The 21,823-nt window shown below is 41.9% G+C and carries 12 protein-coding genes; 7 read left to right on the top strand and 5 right to left on the bottom strand.

Annotated features, from left to right (window positions below):
- Window positions 1–278: 278 nt before the first annotated feature.
- On the top strand, window positions 279–632 hold the full coding sequence (locus RMZ41_RS02910) for a hypothetical protein (RefSeq protein ID WP_322644341.1): 354 nt from the start codon (window positions 279–281) through the stop codon (window positions 630–632).
- A 544-nt stretch (window positions 633–1,176) separates the two neighbouring features.
- On the opposite strand, the gene RMZ41_RS02905 is transcribed toward RMZ41_RS02910, so the two are convergent.
- Both RMZ41_RS02905 and thrC read right to left on the bottom strand, forming a co-directional pair.
- Entirely contained in the window at window positions 1,177–1,452 is a 276-nt protein-coding gene (locus RMZ41_RS02905; protein WP_012407540.1) for a ubiquitin-like small modifier protein 1, read from the bottom strand.
- Between the two features lie 77 nt (window positions 1,453–1,529).
- A complete protein-coding gene (thrC, locus tag RMZ41_RS02900; RefSeq protein WP_322644342.1) occupies window positions 1,530–2,846 on the bottom strand; it encodes a threonine synthase in 1,317 nt (438 codons plus the stop codon).
- Between the two features lie 833 nt (window positions 2,847–3,679).
- On the opposite strand from thrC, the gene RMZ41_RS02895 reads away from it, so the two are divergent.
- From RMZ41_RS02895 to RMZ41_RS02875, 5 genes are all read left to right on the top strand, one after another.
- Window positions 3,680–6,196, top strand: coding sequence for a hypothetical protein (locus tag RMZ41_RS02895; RefSeq protein ID WP_322644343.1), 2,517 nt, complete (start codon window positions 3,680–3,682; stop codon window positions 6,194–6,196).
- A gap of 278 nt (window positions 6,197–6,474) precedes the next feature.
- The gene (locus RMZ41_RS02890; RefSeq protein WP_322644344.1) at window positions 6,475–7,038 is read left to right on the top strand and encodes a hypothetical protein; all 564 of its coding nucleotides are present in this window, start codon (window positions 6,475–6,477) and stop codon (window positions 7,036–7,038) included.
- 259 nt (window positions 7,039–7,297) lie between these two features.
- The gene (locus RMZ41_RS02885; protein ID WP_322644345.1) at window positions 7,298–8,845 is read left to right on the top strand and encodes a hypothetical protein; all 1,548 of its coding nucleotides are present in this window, start codon (window positions 7,298–7,300) and stop codon (window positions 8,843–8,845) included.
- Complete coding sequence (locus RMZ41_RS02880) at window positions 8,842–12,675, top strand: TonB-dependent receptor (RefSeq protein ID WP_322644346.1); 3,834 nt, start codon at window positions 8,842–8,844, stop codon at window positions 12,673–12,675. Before RMZ41_RS02885 ends, RMZ41_RS02880 begins: the two co-directional genes overlap by 4 nt.
- Before the next feature lie 251 nt (window positions 12,676–12,926).
- Entirely contained in the window at window positions 12,927–15,866 is a 2,940-nt protein-coding gene (locus RMZ41_RS02875; protein WP_322644347.1) for a lamin tail domain-containing protein, read from the top strand.
- Between the two features lie 47 nt (window positions 15,867–15,913).
- Here the strand turns inward: RMZ41_RS02875 and miaB are convergent, their stop codons facing one another.
- The 3 genes from miaB to RMZ41_RS02860 all read right to left on the bottom strand — a co-directional run bounded on the left by miaB (window position 15,914) and on the right by RMZ41_RS02860 (window position 20,818).
- Window positions 15,914–17,278, bottom strand: coding sequence for a tRNA (N6-isopentenyl adenosine(37)-C2)-methylthiotransferase MiaB (miaB, locus tag RMZ41_RS02870; RefSeq protein ID WP_322644348.1), 1,365 nt, complete (start codon window positions 17,276–17,278; stop codon window positions 15,914–15,916).
- A 417-nt stretch (window positions 17,279–17,695) separates the two neighbouring features.
- Window positions 17,696–17,914 carry a type II toxin-antitoxin system HicB family antitoxin gene (locus tag RMZ41_RS02865; RefSeq protein ID WP_322644349.1) on the bottom strand — a complete coding sequence of 73 codons (219 nt, stop codon included), beginning with the start codon at window positions 17,912–17,914 and terminating at the stop codon, window positions 17,696–17,698.
- A 198-nt stretch (window positions 17,915–18,112) separates the two neighbouring features.
- Window positions 18,113–20,818, bottom strand: coding sequence for an NACHT domain-containing protein (locus tag RMZ41_RS02860; protein ID WP_322644350.1), 2,706 nt, complete (start codon window positions 20,816–20,818; stop codon window positions 18,113–18,115).
- A gap of 105 nt (window positions 20,819–20,923) precedes the next feature.
- Here RMZ41_RS02860 and RMZ41_RS02855 point away from each other — a divergent pair, with 105 nt between their 5' ends.
- Window positions 20,924–21,748, top strand: a complete 825-nt coding sequence (locus tag RMZ41_RS02855; protein ID WP_322734405.1) for a Uma2 family endonuclease — start codon at window positions 20,924–20,926, stop codon at window positions 21,746–21,748.
- Window positions 21,749–21,823: the final 75 nt, after the last annotated feature.

Here is a 21,823-nt window from a genome sequence, read left to right as displayed (position 1 = left end):
TCAATCAAATACGAATATTAATTTCTCTATCATTAGATATTTTTATCAGCTATAAATTTGACTCTCAACACAACTTAATAGCTACTTAAAGGGTATAGGGATGAATTCTAACAAACGATGCAGTTTTATATTTTGTTAATCAATATTGCATAGGGCGTGCCAATTAGGTACATTAAAAAAGCTGTAACCCCGCATAGCCCATCGTAGACATCGCACTATCAGTTGAATATACTTTTGCTTTCTCTAGATAGAAAAAATTACTGACGACGAAGTTCATCATGAACCTAAGCATAGTTGATGACAAATTGCAGATAGAATTTACCTTTAAAGAACAACTGCTAGCTGTTCGCTTGAATAAACTTTGGGAAATATCACTAGCCCATATTGAACAAGTTACAACAGCCGAACCCCAAAGTAATTGGCGAGAATTACGTGCCCCTGGTAGCTTTATTCCTGGAGTGATTAAGGCTGGAACTTATTACACTAACCGAGGTAAAGAGTTTTGGTATGTGAATCAAGAGACAAATTATTTAACTATTCAATTGCGAGATGAATCCTATAAGAGGATTATCTTAACTCTTAATAACAATGAGTCTTGGCAAGAAAGACTTGCTCAGATAATTGCCGCATAATATTAAACGATAGGATTACTATCTGATTTTTGAACGAAATTAGGTATTGTAGTAACGCACTATTATCACGGCTTTAATCCATTACGCTGTCGCTAACACATCCTACGTCGTATATTTTTTTTAGTATTAGATGTAGGTTGAGTGAAGCGGAGCGCAACCCAACATATATCAGAATGTTGGGTTACGCAAAGCCTCCAACGCCACTTGCTACAACGCGGGAAACCCGCGCAACGCAGTGGCTCCCAAACCTACAATTTTTTTGCAACATTTTAGCCTTGCCGCTCCAGTAAAGTGTCTTAGAACGGAGTTCGTAACGCACTACTTACTATCACCGATTTGATGCGTTACGCTGTCATTAACACATCCTACATATATTTTCTCCGAATCAAACCGGATTTTTATATCTACACTAATCTTCCCTGCGAAATGCTACTGCGAGTAGGGGAAGCAGCCCTCTTAAATAGGCATTCCCAGTCTAAGACTGGGAACGAGGTAATCTATCACAGATTTGTCTAGTCAGTCTTCTGCTCTATTTGATGTTCTATTAACCACCAGCAACAGCAGGGACAATACTTACTTCATCGCCATCTTTCAGGGTTGTGTTGATACCATCTAAATAGCGGATATCTTCGCTATCGACGTAAAAATTTACAAACCGACGTAGTTTGCCTTCGTCATCGCATAATCGGGATTTGATACCAGGAAAGCTTTGTTCTAAAGAATCCAACAATTCGGCAATGGTGCTACCGTTGGATTCTAAAGTAGCTTGATTATTAGTCAAATTCTGAAGAGTTGTAGGAACTAAAACTGTTACAGCCATAAAAATACAGAGTGAATTAGGAATACAGTTAAGAGTTAAGAGTCATGAATAAAAAACTCATAACTCATAGCTTTTAACTAAACGAGGACTTGTTGCCATTCCAAGCGATCCAGAGTCCGCGATCGCTCTAGCGCACGTTCAAAACTATCTAGTTTAGCATCAATAGTCAAGGGTTCACCAACATAGCCTTGAATTGCTTCTTGGGTTTTCAAACCATTGCCAGTGATGTAAATCACGGTAGTTTCATCTGGATCAATTTTGCCAGCTTCTACTAGTTTTTTCAGCACGGCCACTGTTGTACCACCAGCCGTTTCTGTGAAGATGCCTTCAGTTTCTGCCAGCAACTTGATGCCATCAATAATTTCTGCATCATTGACTGATTCAATGTTACCACCAGTTTTCTGAGCTAACTCTACAGCATAAATGCCGTCTGCTGGATTACCGATCGCCAGCGATTTCGCAATTGTATTCGGTTTAACTGGTTTAATAAAGTCACGTCCTTCTTTGAAGGCTTGGGCGATGGGCGAACAGCCTTCAGCTTGAGCGCCACTGAAACGGACGCTCTTATTTTCTACCAAACCAACTTCGATAAATTCTTGGAAACCCTTATAAATTTTTGTAAACAGCGAACCAGATGCCAAAGGAGCAACCACATGATCGGGTAGTTCCCAGCCTAGTTGTTCCGCAACTTCAAAACCTAGCGTCTTGGAACCTTCAGAGTAATAAGGACGCAGATTAATATTGACAAAACCCCAGCCGTGTGTATTAGCAACTTCCGAGCAGAGACGGTTTACTTGATCGTAGTTACCTTTGACGGCCATCAGCGTGGGACTGTAGATTAGACTACCTAGAATTTTACCGGCTTCTAAATCTGCGGGGATAAATACACAACAATCTAAACCGGCGTGGGCTGCGATCGCAGCTGTAGAATTTGCCAAGTTACCAGTGCTAGCGCAAGAAACGGTAGTGAAACCCAACTCTCGCGCCCTGGACAGAGCAACTGATACTACCCGATCCTTAAAGCTAAGGGTGGGCATATTAACCGCATCATTTTTTATATAAAGCTTATTTAGACCCAGGCGACGGGCAAGACGGTGAGAACGAACCAAGGGAGTCATCCCCGTTCCCACATCTATAACATTGTCAGTTGCGACAGGCAAAAAGGGACGGTAGCGCCAAATTGAATTTGGCCCGGCTTGGATTGTTTCACGAGTGACAGTCAGACGAAGGGCGCTGTAGTCATACTTGACTTCTAACGGCCCAAAACATAACTCACAAACATTACTGGCTTTGAGTTCATATTCCGCACCACATTCTTTACACTTTAAGGCTTGAAAGTAGGCAGTACTGGTTTGAGTTGGAGTTGGGGTTTGGGTTTTAATTGCCTGAGTCATAACTAGCTTTCCCTGTTTGTCTGTCGGCTGTCGAATGATAGTAACACGAGCAAAAATACTAGTCAAACATACCCGACTAAAAACATCGGGTATTCTTAGTATTGAAAAAATGATTGCTGTAAAATTTTCATACACGTAATTGTCATATTTGGTATTTACACTTGCATTCACTTGTTCTGAAATCAGACAATAGTTTCAGTTACTCAGTGTTTAGACCGAGTAAAGATATGATTAAATCGCATTAAAGTTATGATTTATTTGCATTTAATTAAATCAGTATCACTTAATTTAGCGATCCAGATCACTTAAACGAATTTTTGTTTGTTTATGCCAGCGACTTTAGACATGATTTTGTATACATAGCAGCAAATGCCTAGAATTACTGCTATATATAGGTTGTAGCTTGTTTAATTTTTGTTTTAAATACTAAAATTGCTATATGTATTGCCAAAATAAAGTTAGTTTTTTAACTTTGACGCGCTCATTGCATCCTTAGAGAAGTTACTTATTTATACGGAAGATTTTTGAGGCTGCAAAAGTTACATTGCTATTTGCATAGATAATTTAGCAGGACAGAATAGTAAGTTAACCATATTTGCGATCGCTAGCTTTGATAATCAACGGTAAGTGTAAAGCAAGTAGGCAATAATTTTTCTGCCTATAGCCTTAATCTCGTTTTTCACCAGTAGTCAATAAATCAACTTTTCCTATACAAACTGCCCAAAGCCTTAAGGTTTTGGGCAAGTGTAGTCGGTAATTCTTTAAGGAATTGCCGAACTTTATCCTGTCTCGAAACCCAAGATACAAGTTCAGCAAGTAAACAAACTACTTTTATGGTAAACCGAAACAAATCCATCAACAAGCAGATTCAGCCTTACCAATCTCTAGTAGCAACAGCATTATTAACTGGTAGCTTTTTCCAATTTGTTGCACCTATATTAGCTGAAGGTACTACAGCAGGTACATCTATAAGCAACACAGCCACAGCGACCTACGAAGATCCCAACGCGCCAGGGAGTCCCATCAATTCCACATCTAACACTGTCACTGTAACTATAGCAGAGGTGGCTGGTATTACTGTTACAGGTTCTGGGATTGCAAATCAAACTACCCCAGGTGGTATTACTAAAGCTGGTGATACGCTCGTTTACACTTACACTGTAACCAACGTTGGTAACGACCTCACCAAATTCCAAATTCCTAACTTAGCGACAACAACAGGGCCAGCCACCGTTTCGGGTCTATTACCTGGTAGTACTACATCTGGTAACTTGCAATACAGTACTGATGGCGGTACAACCTGGACAAATATCCCTGCTGGTGGATTAACTACAACTGCCGTGGCAGTTAATGGTACTGTGTTGGTGCGTGTACCAGTCACCGTGCAAGCTGGCGCTCAAACAGGCGATACTATCACTGTCAGATTAGGACAAACTCCTGGTGATGCTCAAAACCAACCCCGGATTGCTGATGGTGGCGACGTTTACACTGTAGATAATGGCAATGCAGCAGGAACGCCAGTCAATGGTGTCAGAGAAGCCAGTGCTACCCAGCAGACTCAAGTAGGAAATACTGCTAAAACTAGGGCATTAGCAACAGTCCTCAAAACTAAGACAGCCTATGATAATGCTGGCACTTCTACTCCCTTGACTGATGACCTGCTAACTTATGGTTTGAGCTTGCGGGTTGAAGCTAATGACGTAACTAATACTGGTATTACCCCCGCAGCTTTGGCTGGTACAAATATCAGTGTTGATGGTGCAACAGTCAGCCGCATCTTAGTTTCTGATGCTATTCCAGCAAATACAGTGCTTAATAGCACTCCAACTGCTCCCTCTGGGTGGAAAGTAGTTTACACTACTACTGCTACTACTACAAATGCTGAAGCAGCTTTGTGGACAACTACCGCCCCAGCATCCTTAAGTTCAGTTACACGGATCGGTTTCATTAACGATCCTAGCCTTGTCACTTCAGTTGGTACTGGGACAACAGTTAGCGGTTTTAACATCCAAGTTAAGACTACTGGTGCAACTGGCAATGGCCCAGTAAACATTTACAACATCGCTCAAGTCACTGGTACAACTGCTGGAGATCCGACCACCAAAATCTATGACGATTCAGGAGACCAAAACCCAGGTAACTTTAACTCCACTAATAGTACCTTTCCCACTACACCAGACTCCGGTTTTGCTCCTAATGGCACGACACCTACTCTAATTGACACACAGAATAATAACACTGGTACTAATAGTCCAACTGGGGATTACAACGTAGCTACCCTCTCAGTACCCAATGCCAGTTCTCTGTTGAATGGGCCAAATGGAGTGCCTGATGCAGTTGGGCCTACCAACAACAATGATGACTTCACCAATAGATCGGCACTAATTCCACCTAATGCTGCTCCCGGCTCAAAGGTCGATCCAGCTGCGGTATCCTTTACCAACACGGTTCAGAATACTGGTACATCTATAGCTAATATTTCTCTCATACCTACACCACCAGTAACACCAGGTGATTTACCTACGGGTACAGTGGTGACGGTATCCTATCAAGGTTTATCAGCTGCTTACACGTATAATGGCACAAGCTTTGCATTCACAAGTGGTACGGGTACTGTCGGGGGCAACCCAATCAGCGCCACTAATCCAGTGCGAATTGATGCAGTTGCAGCAAATGGTGGTAAAGCTAACTATGGTGTAAGCGTCGATCTGCCTACTGGTACGCCACTTTCAACTGATACCACTGCTCAAGGTGCAGCTGTCACAACTACTCTCGAACGCGGCTTCCCTACACCGGTTACGGCTTTTATTGATGCAAACAGTGATGGTTTACCTAATGACACAGCTACTAACATCACTATTGATCGTGTGTACACTGGCTTCTTGCAATTGCTGAAAGAGTCACGAGTTTTACAAGGAACTGGGCCAGCACTGCCAGCAGGTAGCACTGATGGCACATTTAGTACTACAGCCAAAAAACCTGCTCCAGGAAACATTATTGAGTATCGGATTACTTACAAAAATATTTCTACTCCTCAAGTGGGAACCGGAAATGTAATTCTCAATGCTGACAAGATTGTGATTACTGAAAACGGTACAGCAGGGGGTAACAACTGGGCGCTAGACAATGATAACAACAGTCAAATTGATACTAGTAACATTGTTGGTTCAGCTAAGGATTCTGGGGCATCAACTATTCAATTCTTCAGTGGTAATCCAGCAACTAACTCTGGTAACGACCAAACTGGAACTACGTTAAACACAGATGTTACCAAATATGTGAATACCGTAACCGGACAGGTTGGCCCGACTGTGCAAAGAACATTTACTTTCCAGCGCAAGGTTAACTAGATAGTTTGATCTCACCCCTCTTTGTTTGGAAAGAGAGGTGTAATCAATACTGCTGGGGTAAAGCATTTTGAACTCGGAATTGGATTTGGGTAAAGGGTAAAGGTTTTTTCTTTCCCTTTTCCCCAAAACCCGACAAGTATTGGGGGTGTAATGCACACCTGTATTTGTAGTTGGTGATTTACGACTAAAGCGCTAACTACAAACTGATTATTTTCTGGCGAAAACAGGGAAAGATAAATTAGCAATCGACATTATAAAAGTTTTTTGAGGTTATTAATATGAAGCGTCTTTCTTTTGCAAGTTTAGGAGCGTTCGCACTTATTGCTACAGTTCCATTTGTTAGTCAAGTGCCAGGAATGGCTTCTCTATGGCACTCTACAAGTGCTGCTGCCCAAAATGTCAAAACTCAAGGGCAAATACAGTTGCGCTTAGAGGCTGAGAAACAAGTGCTAGCAAAAGATCAGAACGGCAAGCAAAGCAAGACATGGCAACCTTTAAAAGGTCAAACCTTGGTACAACCAGGAGATGTGTTGCGATATACATTAAGTGGCGAAAATAAGAGCGATCGCCCAGTGAAGAATTTGGTTCTCAATCAACCTATTCCCAAAGGAATGATCTATGTGCTGAAATCACTCGTTGCCACCAATGATACTAAGGTGACTTACAGCATTGATGGCGGACGTAGCTTTGTTGAAAATCCCACTGTTAAAGTTACTCTTCCTGACGGGAAAGTAGAAACAAAACCAGCACCAGCAAATGTTTACACCCACATTCGTTTGCAAGTGCCATCAGTTGCAGCCAAGAAAACGGTTAAGACAACTTATCAAGTTCAAGTGCGCTGATTCGTTATGTCTGCCTATACAGTTAACAATTCAAAATTCAAAATTCAAAATTAAAGACAATTTCAGACGGGGATTTAAACTCAGACTGAAACTGGGACTACCTGTAGGGGTAGGGGTCTTAAACCCTTTTATTTACGATAAAATACCCCCGCTTTTTAAGGGGGGTAAAGGGAAAAAATGGCTGATAAGGAGAATCGGAGGGATCTTCGATAGATAAACAAGTGCTTTTATTAATAAAAAAAGTGTCATTCCCGAGGAGATGTGTTCAGTGAGCCGTCCTCAAAAGCAAAAACCAATTACTTGTAGTGCCTGGTATCAAAGGTTAACAACTATTGTTCTTCTGGGAAGTTTTTTGCAAACTACTATAGCGATAACAGCGATCGCACAATCGACTAATAATCTGGGTGCGTCTTCAGGATTAATAAATCAAGCTACTTATACATATACAGACTCTGCTACTAATCAAAAATATGATGGAACTTCTAGTCAGCTGAATGTTAGTCCTAGCCCATTATTCGATCCGTTAGGGCGGATATTAGGTTGCGCTGGTACTATTTTGCCTGACTATACAGGTTTTTCAGTTGGCGTATACGAACCTAACCCTAGCGACCCAACGGGAACAGAATTAGGCAGTTTAGTTTCTTTGACTCGAACAGAGTTACCCGATATTCCTAATAACAACATTCCTGGTGGTAAGTCGCCAAATACCGAGAATAGTAATCCTTACTTCGTTACGAATAACCCTGCGGGTGTCTATAATTTCCTACTCGATCCGAATAAGGGTCAAACCAATCCTGGTAGAACTTATATTTTCGTAGTTAATCCACCATCCAATTCTATCTATAAACAGCGACGGATCAAGATTGAAATCATTGGTAGCACTGGCACACAAGGTAATAATATTGTGCGATATCTTGCTACTTCTTTGGATGGTCAACCAATTAGTCTCACAGGCGAGACTAGGGTAGAGCAAACAGTTGTTTTAGTTCCTAATGCAGAAGTCGTAGGACTGGATTTATTAGCTTTTGAATTCAGTACAAATTTGTGCCAAGCCAATCAGTTGCAGATTATCAAAACAGGCGATCGCGCAACTGCTGAACCTGGAGATACGGTTATCTACCGTATCTCGGTAAAAAATCTCGCTGATGCTGCTTTGAATAATATATTTGTCACCGACAACTTACCTTTAGGATTCCAATTTTTACCTAAATCTGTACGTGGAGAGTTAGATGGTCAAGCAATTGCTATCACCTCAGAACGTAATGGAAATACGCTGACATTCCGCACAGACACAACAATTCCAACAGAAAAAACTCTGAATATTGCTTACGCAGTTCAACTAACAGCCGATTCACTGCGTGGTAATGGTCGTAATAGTGCGATCGTTAATGCCCAACGATCTGATAACCGTTTTAGCACCAAGGATGGCCCAGCAACGCACCAGTTAAAAATCCGTCCAGGAATCGTTTCTGATTGTGGCACTATTATCGGTCGCGTGTTTATTGATAAAAACTTTGATGGTGAACAACAACGTGGTGAGCCTGGAGTCCCCAATGCAGTGATTTTTCTGGAGGACGGAAACCGCATTACCACAGATCCTAATGGTTTGTTCTCTTTAGCTAATGTCTTACCAGGAAGTCATACGGGTGTACTAGACCTCAGTAGTGTACCTGGTTACACTCTAGCTCCCAACCAAAAATTCCGCGAACGCAATAGCCAATCTCGCCTGGTGCGTTTAGAGCCTGGTGGTTTGGTACGTATGAATTTCGCTGTCACCCCCGCCTTCCAGGAGCCAGTCAAAAAATGAAACCCAGACTGCACCATAGAACTATTTTCCACCTGAAAATGCTGGGGGTGATGCCAGTAGCTCTCAGCCTCGTTTTGTATCCTGCCATAGTTAAGGCAGAACCTACAAATGAAAATCTTGTTTTCCCCGATTCGGCTTCGCAAGCAGACAAGGGTGTTGAAGATCCTGATTTTTCAAGGGATCTAGAAAACCTCTCTCCTAAGAAGGGAGAGGCTTTGAATTCTCCACCTTCCCTTGAAAGGAAGGAAGTCGGGGAGTTAGGTTTCGCTTTGATTGTTGCAGATGATGTGAAAAATCAAGATCGGAACAAAGTGCCTGAAAAAAGTATGGATTCAAATTCCTCCCATATTTTGGGAAGTTCCGATATTACCTCAACTTTTTCAGCACCACCTCCTGATACTTCAATTCCAGATATTCAGCCAAGTAAAAGAGAAATACAACCATTTCAACCAGCTTTTTCTGCTCAATTACCTAGAGGCTTACGCAAAATAGCTGGAGTAACTGAGGAGAATCAAAAAATTCCACCTGCTTCCCCCATCTCCACAGGAATAAAATTCCTGATGCCAACGCCTAACAACGTTGTGGATGTTCCAGCTACCACAGTGATTGTGCAATTTCCTGTTGGCACTAAAGTAGAATTACGGGCGAATGGTGTATTAGTAGATCCTTCCTTAATTGGAAGAACAGAAAGTGATGCTAATACCAGCTTAGTAACGCAGACATGGTTTGGTGTCTCGTTAAAAGAAGGTAATAACACCATATCTGCACAAGTAGTAGGAGGAACAGAATCCCCTGTAACGGTGCAAGTCGTAGTCAGGGGAGCGCCACAGAAACTAACCTTAGAAACTGTTGAGTCTCGTATCCCAGCCGATGGACGTTCTACAGCGACAATCAAAGGTCAATTGATTGATGCAAGGGGCAATCGCTCTAATCGTGATGCTGTTATCACTTTAGTACCCACTGCTGGGGAGTTTGTTGGGAAAGACTTCAAACCCGATCAACCCGGATTTCAAGTGGAGGCGAAAGCGGGGCAATTTACAGCGATTTTGCGATCGCAGCTAAAAGCGGAAACTGTCACAATTCGCGCTATAACTGATAATTTAGAAGCCTTTACCCAACTACAATTTGAAACGGCACTGCGTCCGAGTTTGGTGACAGGGGTAATAGATTTACGTTTGGGCGCTAGAGGTACAGATTATTACGGCAGTTTCCGTGATTTTCTCCCGCCTGACAAAGATAACAGAACGCAATTAGATTTCCGTTCCGCGATATTTGCCACTGGTGCGATCAGAGAATGGTTGTTTACAGGTGCATACAACAGTTCTCGTAATCTCAATGAAGATTGCAATTGCGATAATCGTCTGTTTAGAACTTACCAATTCAGCGAGCAAAATTATCCTGTCTACGGCGATAGCTCGAAAGTTGATGTCGTCGCTCCTTCCATTGACAGCGTATATCTGCGTCTGGAGCGTTCAACTCGTATCCCCGGAGCCGATCCTGATTATGCCATGTGGGGTGATTACAACACAGAAGAATTTGCGCGGCGATCGCAGCAATTTACTTCTATTACCCGACAACTCCACGGTTTTAAAGCTAATTACAACTTAGGAAACCTACAAATAACAGGTTTATATGGCAACCACTTAGAAGCATTCCAACGAGATACCATTGCTCCCGATGGTACTAGCGGTTATTACTTCCTCTCTCGCAGAATACTACAACCAGGTAGTGAAAATGTCTTCATTGAGTTAGAAGAACTCAATCGTCCTGGAACTGTACTAAAACGCAAACAGCTTAACCGCGGGCCAGACTACGAAATCGACTACGATCGCGGTACTTTATTATTCCGCGAACCCATCCTCCGTACCGATATCGATCAAAGCGGACAAGTATTGGTACGCCGGATTGTTGTTAGCTACCAATATGACAGCGAAGACTCTGATAGCAATATCTATGCTGGTCGTTTGCAATATAACCTTTCCCGCAAACTTAACCAGGAAAGTTGGATCGGAGCAACTTATGTCCAAGAAAGTCAGGGAGTGCGTGACTTTCAACTCTATGGTGCAGATGCGCTAATTTCTTTAGGCGATCGGGGTAGGTTAATCGCAGAATATGCCCATTCCACTAATGATTCTGATGTTGTGGGAAAGGTTAGTGGTGAAGCTTACCGATTGGAAGCTGAAGGGCAAATTACTAACGGAATTCAAGGCCGTGCCTATTATCGCTTTGCCGATACAGGTTTTGCCAATAATGCTACTATCAGCTTTGTCCCAGGGCAAACTCGTTATGGGGCGCAGGTTACAGCTAAACTTTCTTCAACCACTAATGTCAGGGCGCAGTACGACCACGAAGACAATTTTGGTATTGCTCCCCAACCCCTAGATACCTTTGAAGAACTATTTGCACCTCGTTATGAGTCCATACCTGGTAGTAAGGTTGATAATTCCTTAACGACCATTTCCGCCGGGATTCAACAACGCCTGGGTAGCGCCATTATTGATGTAGATTGGATTCATCGCAATCGGGAAGACCGCATCCCCGACAGCGCTTTGAGTAGTAACTCCGATCAATTGCGATCGCGTTTCTCTGTTCCTATTGCTAAGAACCTGACTTTCCAAGCCCAAAATGAACTAAGTTTATCTTCCCAAAAAGATAGTGTTTACCCAGACCGTACCATCTTCGGGCTAAATTGGGCAGCAATTCCTGGTGTCAATATTAGTCTGGCCCAACAGTTTTACACTAGTGGTCAATATTCGGGTAATTCCATCACCAGCTTGAGTGTGAACGGCGAACACAAACTCGGATCGGATACTACCTTGACTGGTCGTTACTCAATTTTGGGTGGTGCTAACGAAATAACTACCCAAGGGGCGATTGGTCTAAATAATCGTTGGACTATTGCTTCTGGATTACGCCTGAATGTTGCTTACGAACACGTATTTGGCAACTTCTTCGGACGAACTGGAGCAGGCCAACAATACGCCCAACCCTTCGCTGTTGGTCAATCAGCATCTGCGATCGGATTTGATGGTGGTGATAGCTATAGTGTGGGTCTAGAATACAGTGATAATCCGCAGTTTCAAGCCAGTGCCCGTTACGAACATCGTTCCTCTTCTGGTGGTAGCAATACAGTAATTACCGCAGGTGCTACGGGTAAAATTTCTCCGGCTCTCACCGCCTTGGTACGTTATCAACAAGCTGGTTCTTCCAATCAAAAGCTTTCAGGATTGGGGGATACAACTAACTTGAAATTGGGTCTAGCCTACCGCGACCCCAGTAGCGATAAATTCAATGCCTTATTGCGTTATGAATATCGCAAAAATCCATCAACTATCCCTGACACCATCCTCTTAGGTAGTGGTACGGGTTCCGAAGACCATACATTTGCTTTAGAGGCTATTTATGCTCCTAACTGGCAATGGGAGTTTTACGGTAAGTATGCTTTGCGTAACAGCACTTCTTACATAGCCAGTGATTTAGCTGGTACGAGTACGGTAAATCTAGGCCAATTACGTGCTACCTATCGTTTGGGATATAGTTGGGATTTGGTGGGTGAGGCTCGGGTAATTAGTCAGTCTAATTACAGCGAAACAGGCTTTGTCCTAGAAACAGGCTATTACCTCACGCCTAACCTGCGCGTTTCTGCTGGATATGTGTTTGGTAAAGTTGATGACCGGGATTTTTCAGGAACACGTTCCGCAGGCGGCGCATATTTGGGTATCAGCGTCAAACTAAATGAATTATTTGATGGCTTTGGACAGCAAAAACCAGTGCCACGTCAGCAACAAGAATCCACGTTGACAAGCCTGTTAAAGAAAGCACGACAGTGAAATTCCACGTCTAATTATTCAGGAATTAAACCATGAAATTTTCATTTAAATATATTAAAAGCGATCGCCACTGTGAATATAAAGCAAAATGGTAGATTCTCGTACAACTTGGGTAAGCTAAAAACACACATTGTCTAAGTGCATGAGAATTTTTATTCTTTTTTATATCTTTTAAATTTTGGCTAGACAGGGAGTGGTTTGTCGCAGACATCGCACTCATCCAATTAAAATCAGGAGCTAGTGAAGTATCAATGAGTTTACTGTTAAAACAACTTTTGGCGGTCACTAACACCGACAAAAACCGTTATAAAAAACTACTAAGTAGCTTTGCTCTATCACTATGCGCCCTGAGTTTCTCTCCACAAATTGCTCAGGCTGAAGGTAGTCGCACGCTGTATCCTAGTAACGCCCCAGCCAGTAGTAGCAGAGCTAACCTAGAGTGGCGAACCAACACTTATGGCGGTCTTGTGCTGCGACGAACTTTACTAAAAGTCTATGCCAACAAAGATGAGTATATTCTTTTGGGTTCCAGCGCAGTTGGGGTAAATAGTGGTAATATCCAAGTTTACAATCCCGGTCGTGTGAGTGGAAGCATTGGTAGTGAAACTGTTCCTAACACAGCAGATTTTGTGTGTACTTCTCAAGCTGGACGGGGCTTTATCTCAACTCGCCAACTGGAGTTAAATGGCCCCCGTGCTATTTCTGGTGGAGGCAATCCCAGCGGTTATATTCCATGCTACTACCAGGCTCCATCCACAGGAGTTTATGACATCGTTTTTTACGGCCCTTTGGGAGGTAACTCCTCAAGTGAAATTGTTCCAACTGGTGAAATTAATTTGAGTAACGCAAATAACTTTAATGCTCAACAAGGAACCAGTGTTGCAGCTTGGGATGTAACGGTACGCAGTAATCAAACTTCAACAACCGACTTAAACGGGCGGTTATTTAGCTATTATCTAGCCTTATTTACTGGTAGTAACGGTCGATATCTCAATTTTCCAGTTTATCCAGTAACCACAGATGGATTCCGATATAAAGTAGAACTCAGAGGTACAGATCCGAATGGATTTGTTCTCTATGGTAATCAAACTGGCTTTTTTGATAGTGACGGTAAAACTCCTCTCTACCACGACATACTGGGGGCAGATAGTCAACTGGCAAATCCCCAAGGTGGTGTTAGCTTGGCTCGTCCTCAATACGCTACCTTTTTTAACTCCATCGATGCCAATGTACTTCCATACGTTGAACGTTATCAACGAGATGGCACTTTAGACGGAACTGGCATTCCCCTTAGCCCAATTATTCCTGTTGTTAGTAATTTACAATTCAACGGTACAGTTACAGGAAATAACAGTTCTTACCGCACTGGCGGTACTTTCAACTTTGACAGCAACGTTACAGGTGTTTACGAACTCATTATTAGCCAAGATGGTAGCAATTTTGATCCTACCAACTCGCAAAACCGTCTTTTGCGAGGGATTATGACTGCAACGGGACAGCAAGCAGTTAGTTGGAATGGTAAAGATAACAGTGGCAATTTTTTCCCTGTTGGCAGTAATTACAAAGTTCGTGTCACAACTTATGGAGGTGAATATCACTTTCCCTTACTGGATGCAGAAAACAATTTTACTGGTGGCCCTACCATTACAATGCTGAATGCTACTAATCCCATAGGCAACACCAGAGGATTCTACGACGATCGCGGTTATAAAACCATTGGTGGTACTCAAATCGGTACTTCTGGTCAAGTACTTTGTGGTATTGCTCCACCAAACCCAGCTTTCAGCGACCCAATTAATGGCTTTGACACCGCCAGCAATGACCGGAAGTTTGGCCAGTCTGGTAACGCTGGTAATGCTGGGACATCATGCAACGGCTCTTTTGGAGATACCAAAGGGTTGGATTTATGGACTTATTATCCTGGTCAAACTCAACCAACTCCATTTAATATCATTGATACAGTTTCACCTAATGTTGGTAAAGTCATAATCAACGAAGTTTTATATAACGAAACTGGTACTGCTACTAATACTAATGATGAATTTATTGAACTTTATAATCCTTCTTCATCGCCTGTAGATTTGAGTGGTTTTAAGTTAGCAGATGGACATTTGACTGCTAATGATATTGATATTACTAATGGTTTTTCTTATACATTTCCTAACGGCACAACTTTACAACCAGGGAAATATGCTGTGATTTGGATTGGGGATAACAACGCCAATCATCAAGCAACAGGAGCAGCTTTTCAAGCTTGGTTGGGACAGACTGCAAAACTCAACAACTCTGGTGATGATATCTGGTTGTACGATAACCAAGATAAAATTATTGACTACATCGCTTATGGCAGTGGTAATGAGGTTAATACACCTCCTGCAAGTGTTCTAAATCTCTGGGACAACACATATCAGTCTTCCTTAATTGGGGCTAGCACTGGACAATCTATCAGCTTAACTCCCAATGGACAGGATACAAATGCTAGTGCTTGTTGGGAAGCAAGCACTAGTAATAATGCCAGCACACGTTGTTCAAACTACTTACCAACTAGAGACACTGATACTACAGGTACTCGCATTACCAGCGTTGGCGAAAATAATAATGGTGCTACTGGTGTGAATGCAAAGCTTTTGTTAGTGAAACGTATCACCCGCATCAATAAACAAGATGTAACCGACATTGTAGATGGTCGCAGCGACGTAGCGATGACTGCTGCAAACTACACACCAGAACCATTTGCTTCTGATGATAACGATTCAAAATGGCCTGCTGGCTATCTGCGCGGATTGATTAATGCTGGCACTGTCAAACCTGGCGATGAGTTGGAATATACTATCTACTTCCTCTCTAAGGGCCCGAATGATGCTACTAATGTCAAATTCTGTGATTTAGTTCCTAATAATACTACTTTTATTCCCACTGCATTTAACGGTAACAGTCCTGGTGATGGCGGCTTACCAGGAGCAGATCAAGGCATAGGTCTTGCAGTTAGTTCTAGTAACCCTACATTTTACCTTAGTAATGTGGAGGATAGCGATCGCGGACGCTTTTATTCTGCTAAGGAGTCAACCCCATCGTACTGCGGTAGTAATACTAATGGGGCAGTTGTAGTTAATATTACGAGGAGTCCAGATTTACCTAATCTCGCTAAAGATTTTTACGGCTTTGTTCGCTTCCGCGCTAAGGTGAAGTAGCTTTGAGAAAAAAAGGTTAAATATGAGGTTCCCTTTCCCCCTTTTTTTCATACTGATATAGCTTGTCTCACTTCAACTGGTTCACCAGTCAAACTAAAAGGACGAACTTCGGTAATTTTTACCTTGACTAACTGCCCTTTCAATTCTTTGATGTCGCCACTGAAGAATGTCAGACGATTACCATCAGTGCGTCCCATCACCTGGGTTTGATCTTTAGGATTTTGGTCTTCTACTAAAACTTCTTCGATGCGTCCGAAGTAACGTTGCGATCGCTCGGCTACTTTCAAGTTTCCCAGATGATTGAGGCGTTGGAGGCGATCGCTTTTAATTTCTTCACTTAGTTGATTGTCCCACAATGCGGCTGGTGTCCCTGGACGCGGCGAATATGCTGCTGTATTCAACATATCAAAGCCAATATCTTCCACCAGTTTCAAGGTATTTTCAAACTGTGCTTCTGTCTCCCCAGGAAAACCGACAATTGCATCAGCACTAATGGAAGCATCTGGCATATATCGCCGAATAGTATCGATAATCCGGCGATATTTCTCATGGGTATAACCCCGCGACATCGCCTTTAAAAGTTCATTATCCCCAGATTGAAAGGGAATATGGAAGTGTTTGCAGACTTTGGGCAACTCAGCACAAGCCTTAATTAATCTCTCTGTAAAATAACGGGGATGGCTAGTAGCAAATCTTAACCTTTCAATCCCTGGTACATCATGGACGTAATAAAGTAAATCTGTAAAGTTGTGCAGATGTCGTCCCTCTGCTGTTGCTCCTGGCAAATCTCTACCGTAAGCGTCAATATTTTGACCAAGTAAAGTGATTTCTTTATAACCTTGCCGTCCTAATTCTTCCATTTCAGCCCGGATTGCTGATGGTGTGCGAGATTGTTCGATACCGCGCACATTAGGAACCACGCAATAGGTGCAGCGTTCGTTACAGCCGTAAATTACATTTACCCAAGCTGTGACTTTACTATCCCGTCGTGGCTGGGTGATATCTTCAATAATATGAACCGACTCGGTTGCGACAACTTGATTGCCGTCAAACACCGACTCCAGTAAATCTTTGAGACGGTTGGCGTGTTGTGGCCCCATTACCAAATCTAATTCTGGAACTCGCCGCAACAGCGCTTCGCCTTCTTGCTGGGCAACACAACCAGCAACGATGAGGGTTAAATCAGGCTGCTCATGCTTGCGCTTCGCTTGTCTGCCAAGGTAGGAATATACTTTTTGCTCGGCATTATCTCGAATTGTGCAGGTATTGTAGAGAATCACATCTGCATTATTTGGGTCTTCAGACCATTCAAAGCCCATGTCTTCCAAAACGCCAGCCATGCGCTCTGAGTCAGCTTTATTCATCTGACAACCGAAGGTAGTAATGTGGTATTGGCGTTTAGAAGTGGTCATGGTCAATTTTGCTTAATTAGCTAATGTATATAAGATTTATTTCTATTCTATAACGCTCTTAGAGGATGTTTTAAACGCTATCAATCAATTCGTTTTGGGTGCAGCAGCGCCACAAGTAGTAATGGTTTTCTGTTCTTTGAGCAAGATGGCGGTGCGATCGCTAAAATAAGATTATTTGGGTAAATGTTGAGAGAGCGCTTTTTTGGAGTTTTGCTATTTTTTACCACTGTTCTAGTGTTTTCAGCTTGGGTAACAGTTCACCATGAATATCTGCTCAGGATGATTCATTCAATATATCTAAAAGTTCTTGAGGAATTTTGAGAGTCTGTTTATACAGCAGTTTTCAAATGGATAGCTGTGTAACGACTATCTTAAGTGTCAAGCGATGCCTACGGCGGTAAACTATGCTCTTTAGAGTTATGCTACTTTTAAGGACTTTTCTAGCGTTTTTGGCTCTGGTAGAGGTTGACTGTCAGCCAAAGATGATTCAATCAGCATTTCTAAAACTTCTTGAGCATTTTTGAAAGCTTCTTCGTAAGTATCTCTGTGAGTATGACAAAACTCTCCCCATTCAGGAAGACTTACAACAAAACACTCATCTTCATCAGACCACTGAATAACGATTGTATATTTCATTCTTCTGAAACATAATTACGAATTACGAATTACGAATTACGAATTATCAAGTAACTCTTGGGTAGCATCTTCACTTTCTTTATCTGCTAGATCAGCTAAGAAGTCAGCAACCAGTTATAGGCGTTCTGAAGACAATCCATTTAGATATTGGTTGATTTGTTGACGAACTTCTGTGTAGTTCATATTTTTGAAACTTTTTTACTTCTCTAATTCTGCCAACTTCTGTTGAGCAAACTGTCGTACTTCCTCATCTGGATCATTCTTGGCTCTGTCGCTTAACAGTGCTAAAGTCTGGGAATGCTGAGGATATTGCTCAATGATTGCCTCAAGTGCTATTTGCCGAGGGTTATCTTCAAGTATCAACTGACGCTCAAAAGGGTCACTGATAGCAATATTGCACAATAGCTCAAACACACTAAGGTCATTCTTCCATTCTCGGATCAATTGTCGTATTGCTCCACGTCGGATACTTGAAACATTATCCTTAGTAGCACGTTCTTTGATCCAAAGTAAGGTATCAGGGTGATCTTTCCACAATCTTACTAAACGGTACACTGCCTGTTGTCGATCAAAACCAAGGTCATCATCGATGGCGTGTTGTTTGAAAATTGATAAAGTATCCGGATCATCTTTCCATCCATACACTAACTCTTCTACAGCTCTATCACGTACCTGCCAATCTTTATATTTAGTTAAGTTTTTGAGCTGATTAAATAATTTAGTAGCTGCTGACGCGATCGCCGAGCGATTTCTCACTTCTCCAAGACACTTAGCCGCTAAAAAGAGATTGACAAACTTTTCTTCTTCGCTATCTTGCGCCATTAAGTAATCAAGAATTTCACCAACAAATTTTGCCTCAATCATTCCGGCAATTAACAGCAACACCTCATGCCAAGTTTCATCTTGCCAGTGTTTGCCAAAAACTTCAGTTTTGAGATACTCAATTGTAATACTGCGTTCCTTCTCAAACTGCCAGACAAACTCCCAAGCACAGAAATATTCTAAAAAAGTCCGATGCACAAAGGCATAGTAATCTGCACCCAAGAAACATAAAATAAAATTGCGATCGCGCAGTTGTTTCATTAACCGTCTGGCTTTATCTCTGGCATCACTCACTGGTATGCTTTGCAGATATTTAGTGAAGATTGCTTCTAAATCATCTGCATAGATAATGTTGCCAGCTAAACCTTTTTCACTGGTTTGCATTTGATAAGCAACTTGACGCAACATTGCCTGTTTATCTTTATAATCAATAACATCCAGACGTTCATCCGGTTTTAAATTGCGTCCGTCGTCCCAATTATGCAGCAGAACCTCTGAAGCATCTTTATACAGTTCACTTCTATCTCTGGGTAATTCCCGCTTGAGGTTGAGAATTGCCATCATAGTTAACAGCAGAGGATTTTGTGCTAGTTCGGCAATTGCTTTCGATTCATTAATTACTCTTTGTAGACGCTCTCGTTTGATATTTTTATCTCTTTCTTCCGCTTGACTAAAAGTTTTATCATGCCAACGTTCAATAAAATCTATAATCTGTGCTGATTCTAAATCTTGCAACATGAAGTGGCGAAACTCTGCATCTCGCAATTGTTGTTGCTTATAGCCGATAATCCGAGAAGTCACAATTACCTGCACATCGGGATATTCATTAGTGAAACGATGAATAGAGGTAATTACTTCTTCCCGCTTCGTCGATTCAAAGATTTCATCCAACCCATCAAACATAACTAAAGCGTTACCAGCCTTTAGCTGCTCATGCAATTTATGCTGATTGAGGTGATAAAAACAATTAGGACTATTATGGTAAAATTGGAGAAAATTATTACAACTACCTGCATCGCGATCGCGCATATAATTGCGTAATTCAATCAGCAAAGGAATTGGCAGATTAAAATCATTCTGTTCGAGAGTTTTTTCTACCCAATCTAATGCTAGGTATTGCAACAATGTAGACTTACCGGAACCAGGATCGCCTAAAATAACTAAATAATTTTTGCGTTGCTTATCTTGGATAACATCTAATACTGAACGGATTGGCTGCTCAAAATAATTGCGTTGATAACGTTCTGTTTCTTCTTGAAACTTTTCTATTTCAAATTCCGTATCTAATTGGTTACTTTCTTGTAGCCTGCGGAGATGTTCTTTAGGCAGTTCTGGTAAAACCTGATAAACTTGCCGCACATTTTGCGGGATAAACATTTGCCATAAATTTACCGGATGTTCGCGGGATGTAGTTTCTAAGCTATCTAACTTCAGATTGCCGTAACGTTCGCGAATAGTTTCTAAATATTGTGGTAAATTAAAATCCTTGGGAATATCAGCGTTTTCTTTTAAAGTCTTATCAATACTGAATAATTTTTTAATTTCCAAGATATAGCGTAACTCTTCTGAATCCGAAAGAATATCTTGAACTTGTATGAGATACTGTTCTATAATTGTTTGCCAGTTAAATTTAGGTGGAAGAGGTTGGAGTTGAAGTCTTTTCCAACTATCTGCTAGTGTTTTAAAATCTAGAGAATCACATTTAATATCAAAAGCCTGACCAAGAACTTCCTTAACCGATTTTTCACGGATAAATATCTTGATATCTTCAACATAATTTTTAATTTCAGCTTCATCAAGTTTGCAACGAACCTTTAACTGTTGCTGCATCGCTTGCAAAAATTCTGTTAGCGCCATAACTACAGCTTTCTGAAGCGGTTCTTGCTTAAAGGGCGCAGTTACAGCATTATTAAAGATATTTTTGAAAAAATCTTTAGCGTAGTCCTTAACTAAATCTTTGAAAAATTCTTCGCTAATAATAGTTTTGACAAGAAATCCAACCGCTTTTTGACCTATCCAGAGAGTAAACCACTCAACTATCATACTCACGCCTGCTAAGTGCTTGACTACGAGTATATACATCTGTCAGAGAATCTTTCCAGATTTCTAGTAGGAATGCACAGTTGTGCGCCCTGAAGATTTGTTAAAAGTAACTAATAACTGTGCATTAATATTAGGAGTAGTTTTATGGTTTTACAAGTTAACCCCATCCAAAAAGAACCTACTGTTACTTGGGAAGCACTTCCTGCCGACTTCATTTTACCCGACGATCCAGTGGAAAATATTCAACAACCTGCGATCGCTGCTGCGCTTACCGATGCTTTGGGAAGCACAGGACGCATCCAACCTCAAATGCTGATTGGCTCTAATTTTGGACTTGTAGCCACAGTCAATAAAAAAATCGTTGTCAAAGCCCCAGACTGGTTTTATGTCCCTCAAGTGCAGTCTGTAGGGACAAATGTAGTTCGTCGCAGCTATACCCCGAATTTAGAAGGCGCTGCTGTGGCTGTGGTGATGGAATTTCTCTCAGACACAGAAGGCGGAGAACTATCAGTCCGTTCAACTCCACCCTACGGTAAACTCTATTATTACGAAAAGATTCTCCAAGTTCCAACCTACGTAACCTACGACCCTTACGAGCCAAGTATAGAACTACGCTGCTTACAAAATGGACAATATACCTTGCAGCAAGCAGACGCTAATGGACGTTACTGGATTCCTGAGTTAGAGTTATTTCTCGGAATTTGGCAAGGTGAAAGATTATGTCAAACCATGAATTGGCTGCGCTGGTGGGATACCCAAGGAAATATGCTCTTGTGGAGCAGCGAACAAGCCCAACAGGAACACCAACGTGCTGAACAGGAACGCCAACGTGCTGAACAGGAACGCCAACGTGCTGAACAGGAACGCCAACGTGCTGAACAGGAATACCAACGTGCTGAACAGGAACGCCAACGTGCTGATATATTAGCAGCTAAGTTACGTGAGCTAGGTATTGACCCTGATGCGTAGGCGTAGCTCGTTGTAGACATCGCATAACCTCAAGCAATGCTGGGAATAATAATTTTGGGACATCAGCACCAAAAT

Source organism: Nostoc sp. DedVER02, from assembly GCF_034530675.2.
Lineage (GTDB): Bacteria > Cyanobacteriota > Cyanobacteriia > Cyanobacteriales > Nostocaceae > Nostoc.
The sequence above is the reverse complement of the archived record's forward strand: the minus strand, read 5'-3'. Positions and strand labels throughout refer to the sequence as shown.

What these genes read in the sequence shown, in the direction of transcription:
- RMZ41_RS02910 (WP_322644341.1), top strand. Translation starts at nt 279, where the DNA reads ATGAACCTAAGCATAGTTGATGACAAATTGCAGATAGAATTTACCTTT.
- RMZ41_RS02905 (WP_012407540.1), bottom strand. Translation starts at nt 1,452, where the DNA reads ATGGCTGTAACAGTTTTAGTTCCTACAACTCTTCAGAATTTGACTAAT.
- thrC (WP_322644342.1), bottom strand. Translation starts at nt 2,846, where the DNA reads ATGACTCAGGCAATTAAAACCCAAACCCCAACTCCAACTCAAACCAGT.
- RMZ41_RS02895 (WP_322644343.1), top strand. Translation starts at nt 3,680, where the DNA reads ATGGTAAACCGAAACAAATCCATCAACAAGCAGATTCAGCCTTACCAA.
- RMZ41_RS02890 (WP_322644344.1), top strand. Translation starts at nt 6,475, where the DNA reads ATGAAGCGTCTTTCTTTTGCAAGTTTAGGAGCGTTCGCACTTATTGCT.
- RMZ41_RS02885 (WP_322644345.1), top strand. Translation starts at nt 7,298, where the DNA reads ATGTGTTCAGTGAGCCGTCCTCAAAAGCAAAAACCAATTACTTGTAGT.
- RMZ41_RS02880 (WP_322644346.1), top strand. Translation starts at nt 8,842, where the DNA reads ATGAAACCCAGACTGCACCATAGAACTATTTTCCACCTGAAAATGCTG.
- RMZ41_RS02875 (WP_322644347.1), top strand. Translation starts at nt 12,927, where the DNA reads ATGAGTTTACTGTTAAAACAACTTTTGGCGGTCACTAACACCGACAAA.
- miaB (WP_322644348.1), bottom strand. Translation starts at nt 17,278, where the DNA reads ATGACCACTTCTAAACGCCAATACCACATTACTACCTTCGGTTGTCAG.
- RMZ41_RS02865 (WP_322644349.1), bottom strand. Translation starts at nt 17,914, where the DNA reads ATGAAATATACAATCGTTATTCAGTGGTCTGATGAAGATGAGTGTTTT.
- RMZ41_RS02860 (WP_322644350.1), bottom strand. Translation starts at nt 20,818, where the DNA reads ATGTATATACTCGTAGTCAAGCACTTAGCAGGCGTGAGTATGATAGTT.
- RMZ41_RS02855 (WP_322734405.1), top strand. Translation starts at nt 20,924, where the DNA reads ATGGTTTTACAAGTTAACCCCATCCAAAAAGAACCTACTGTTACTTGG.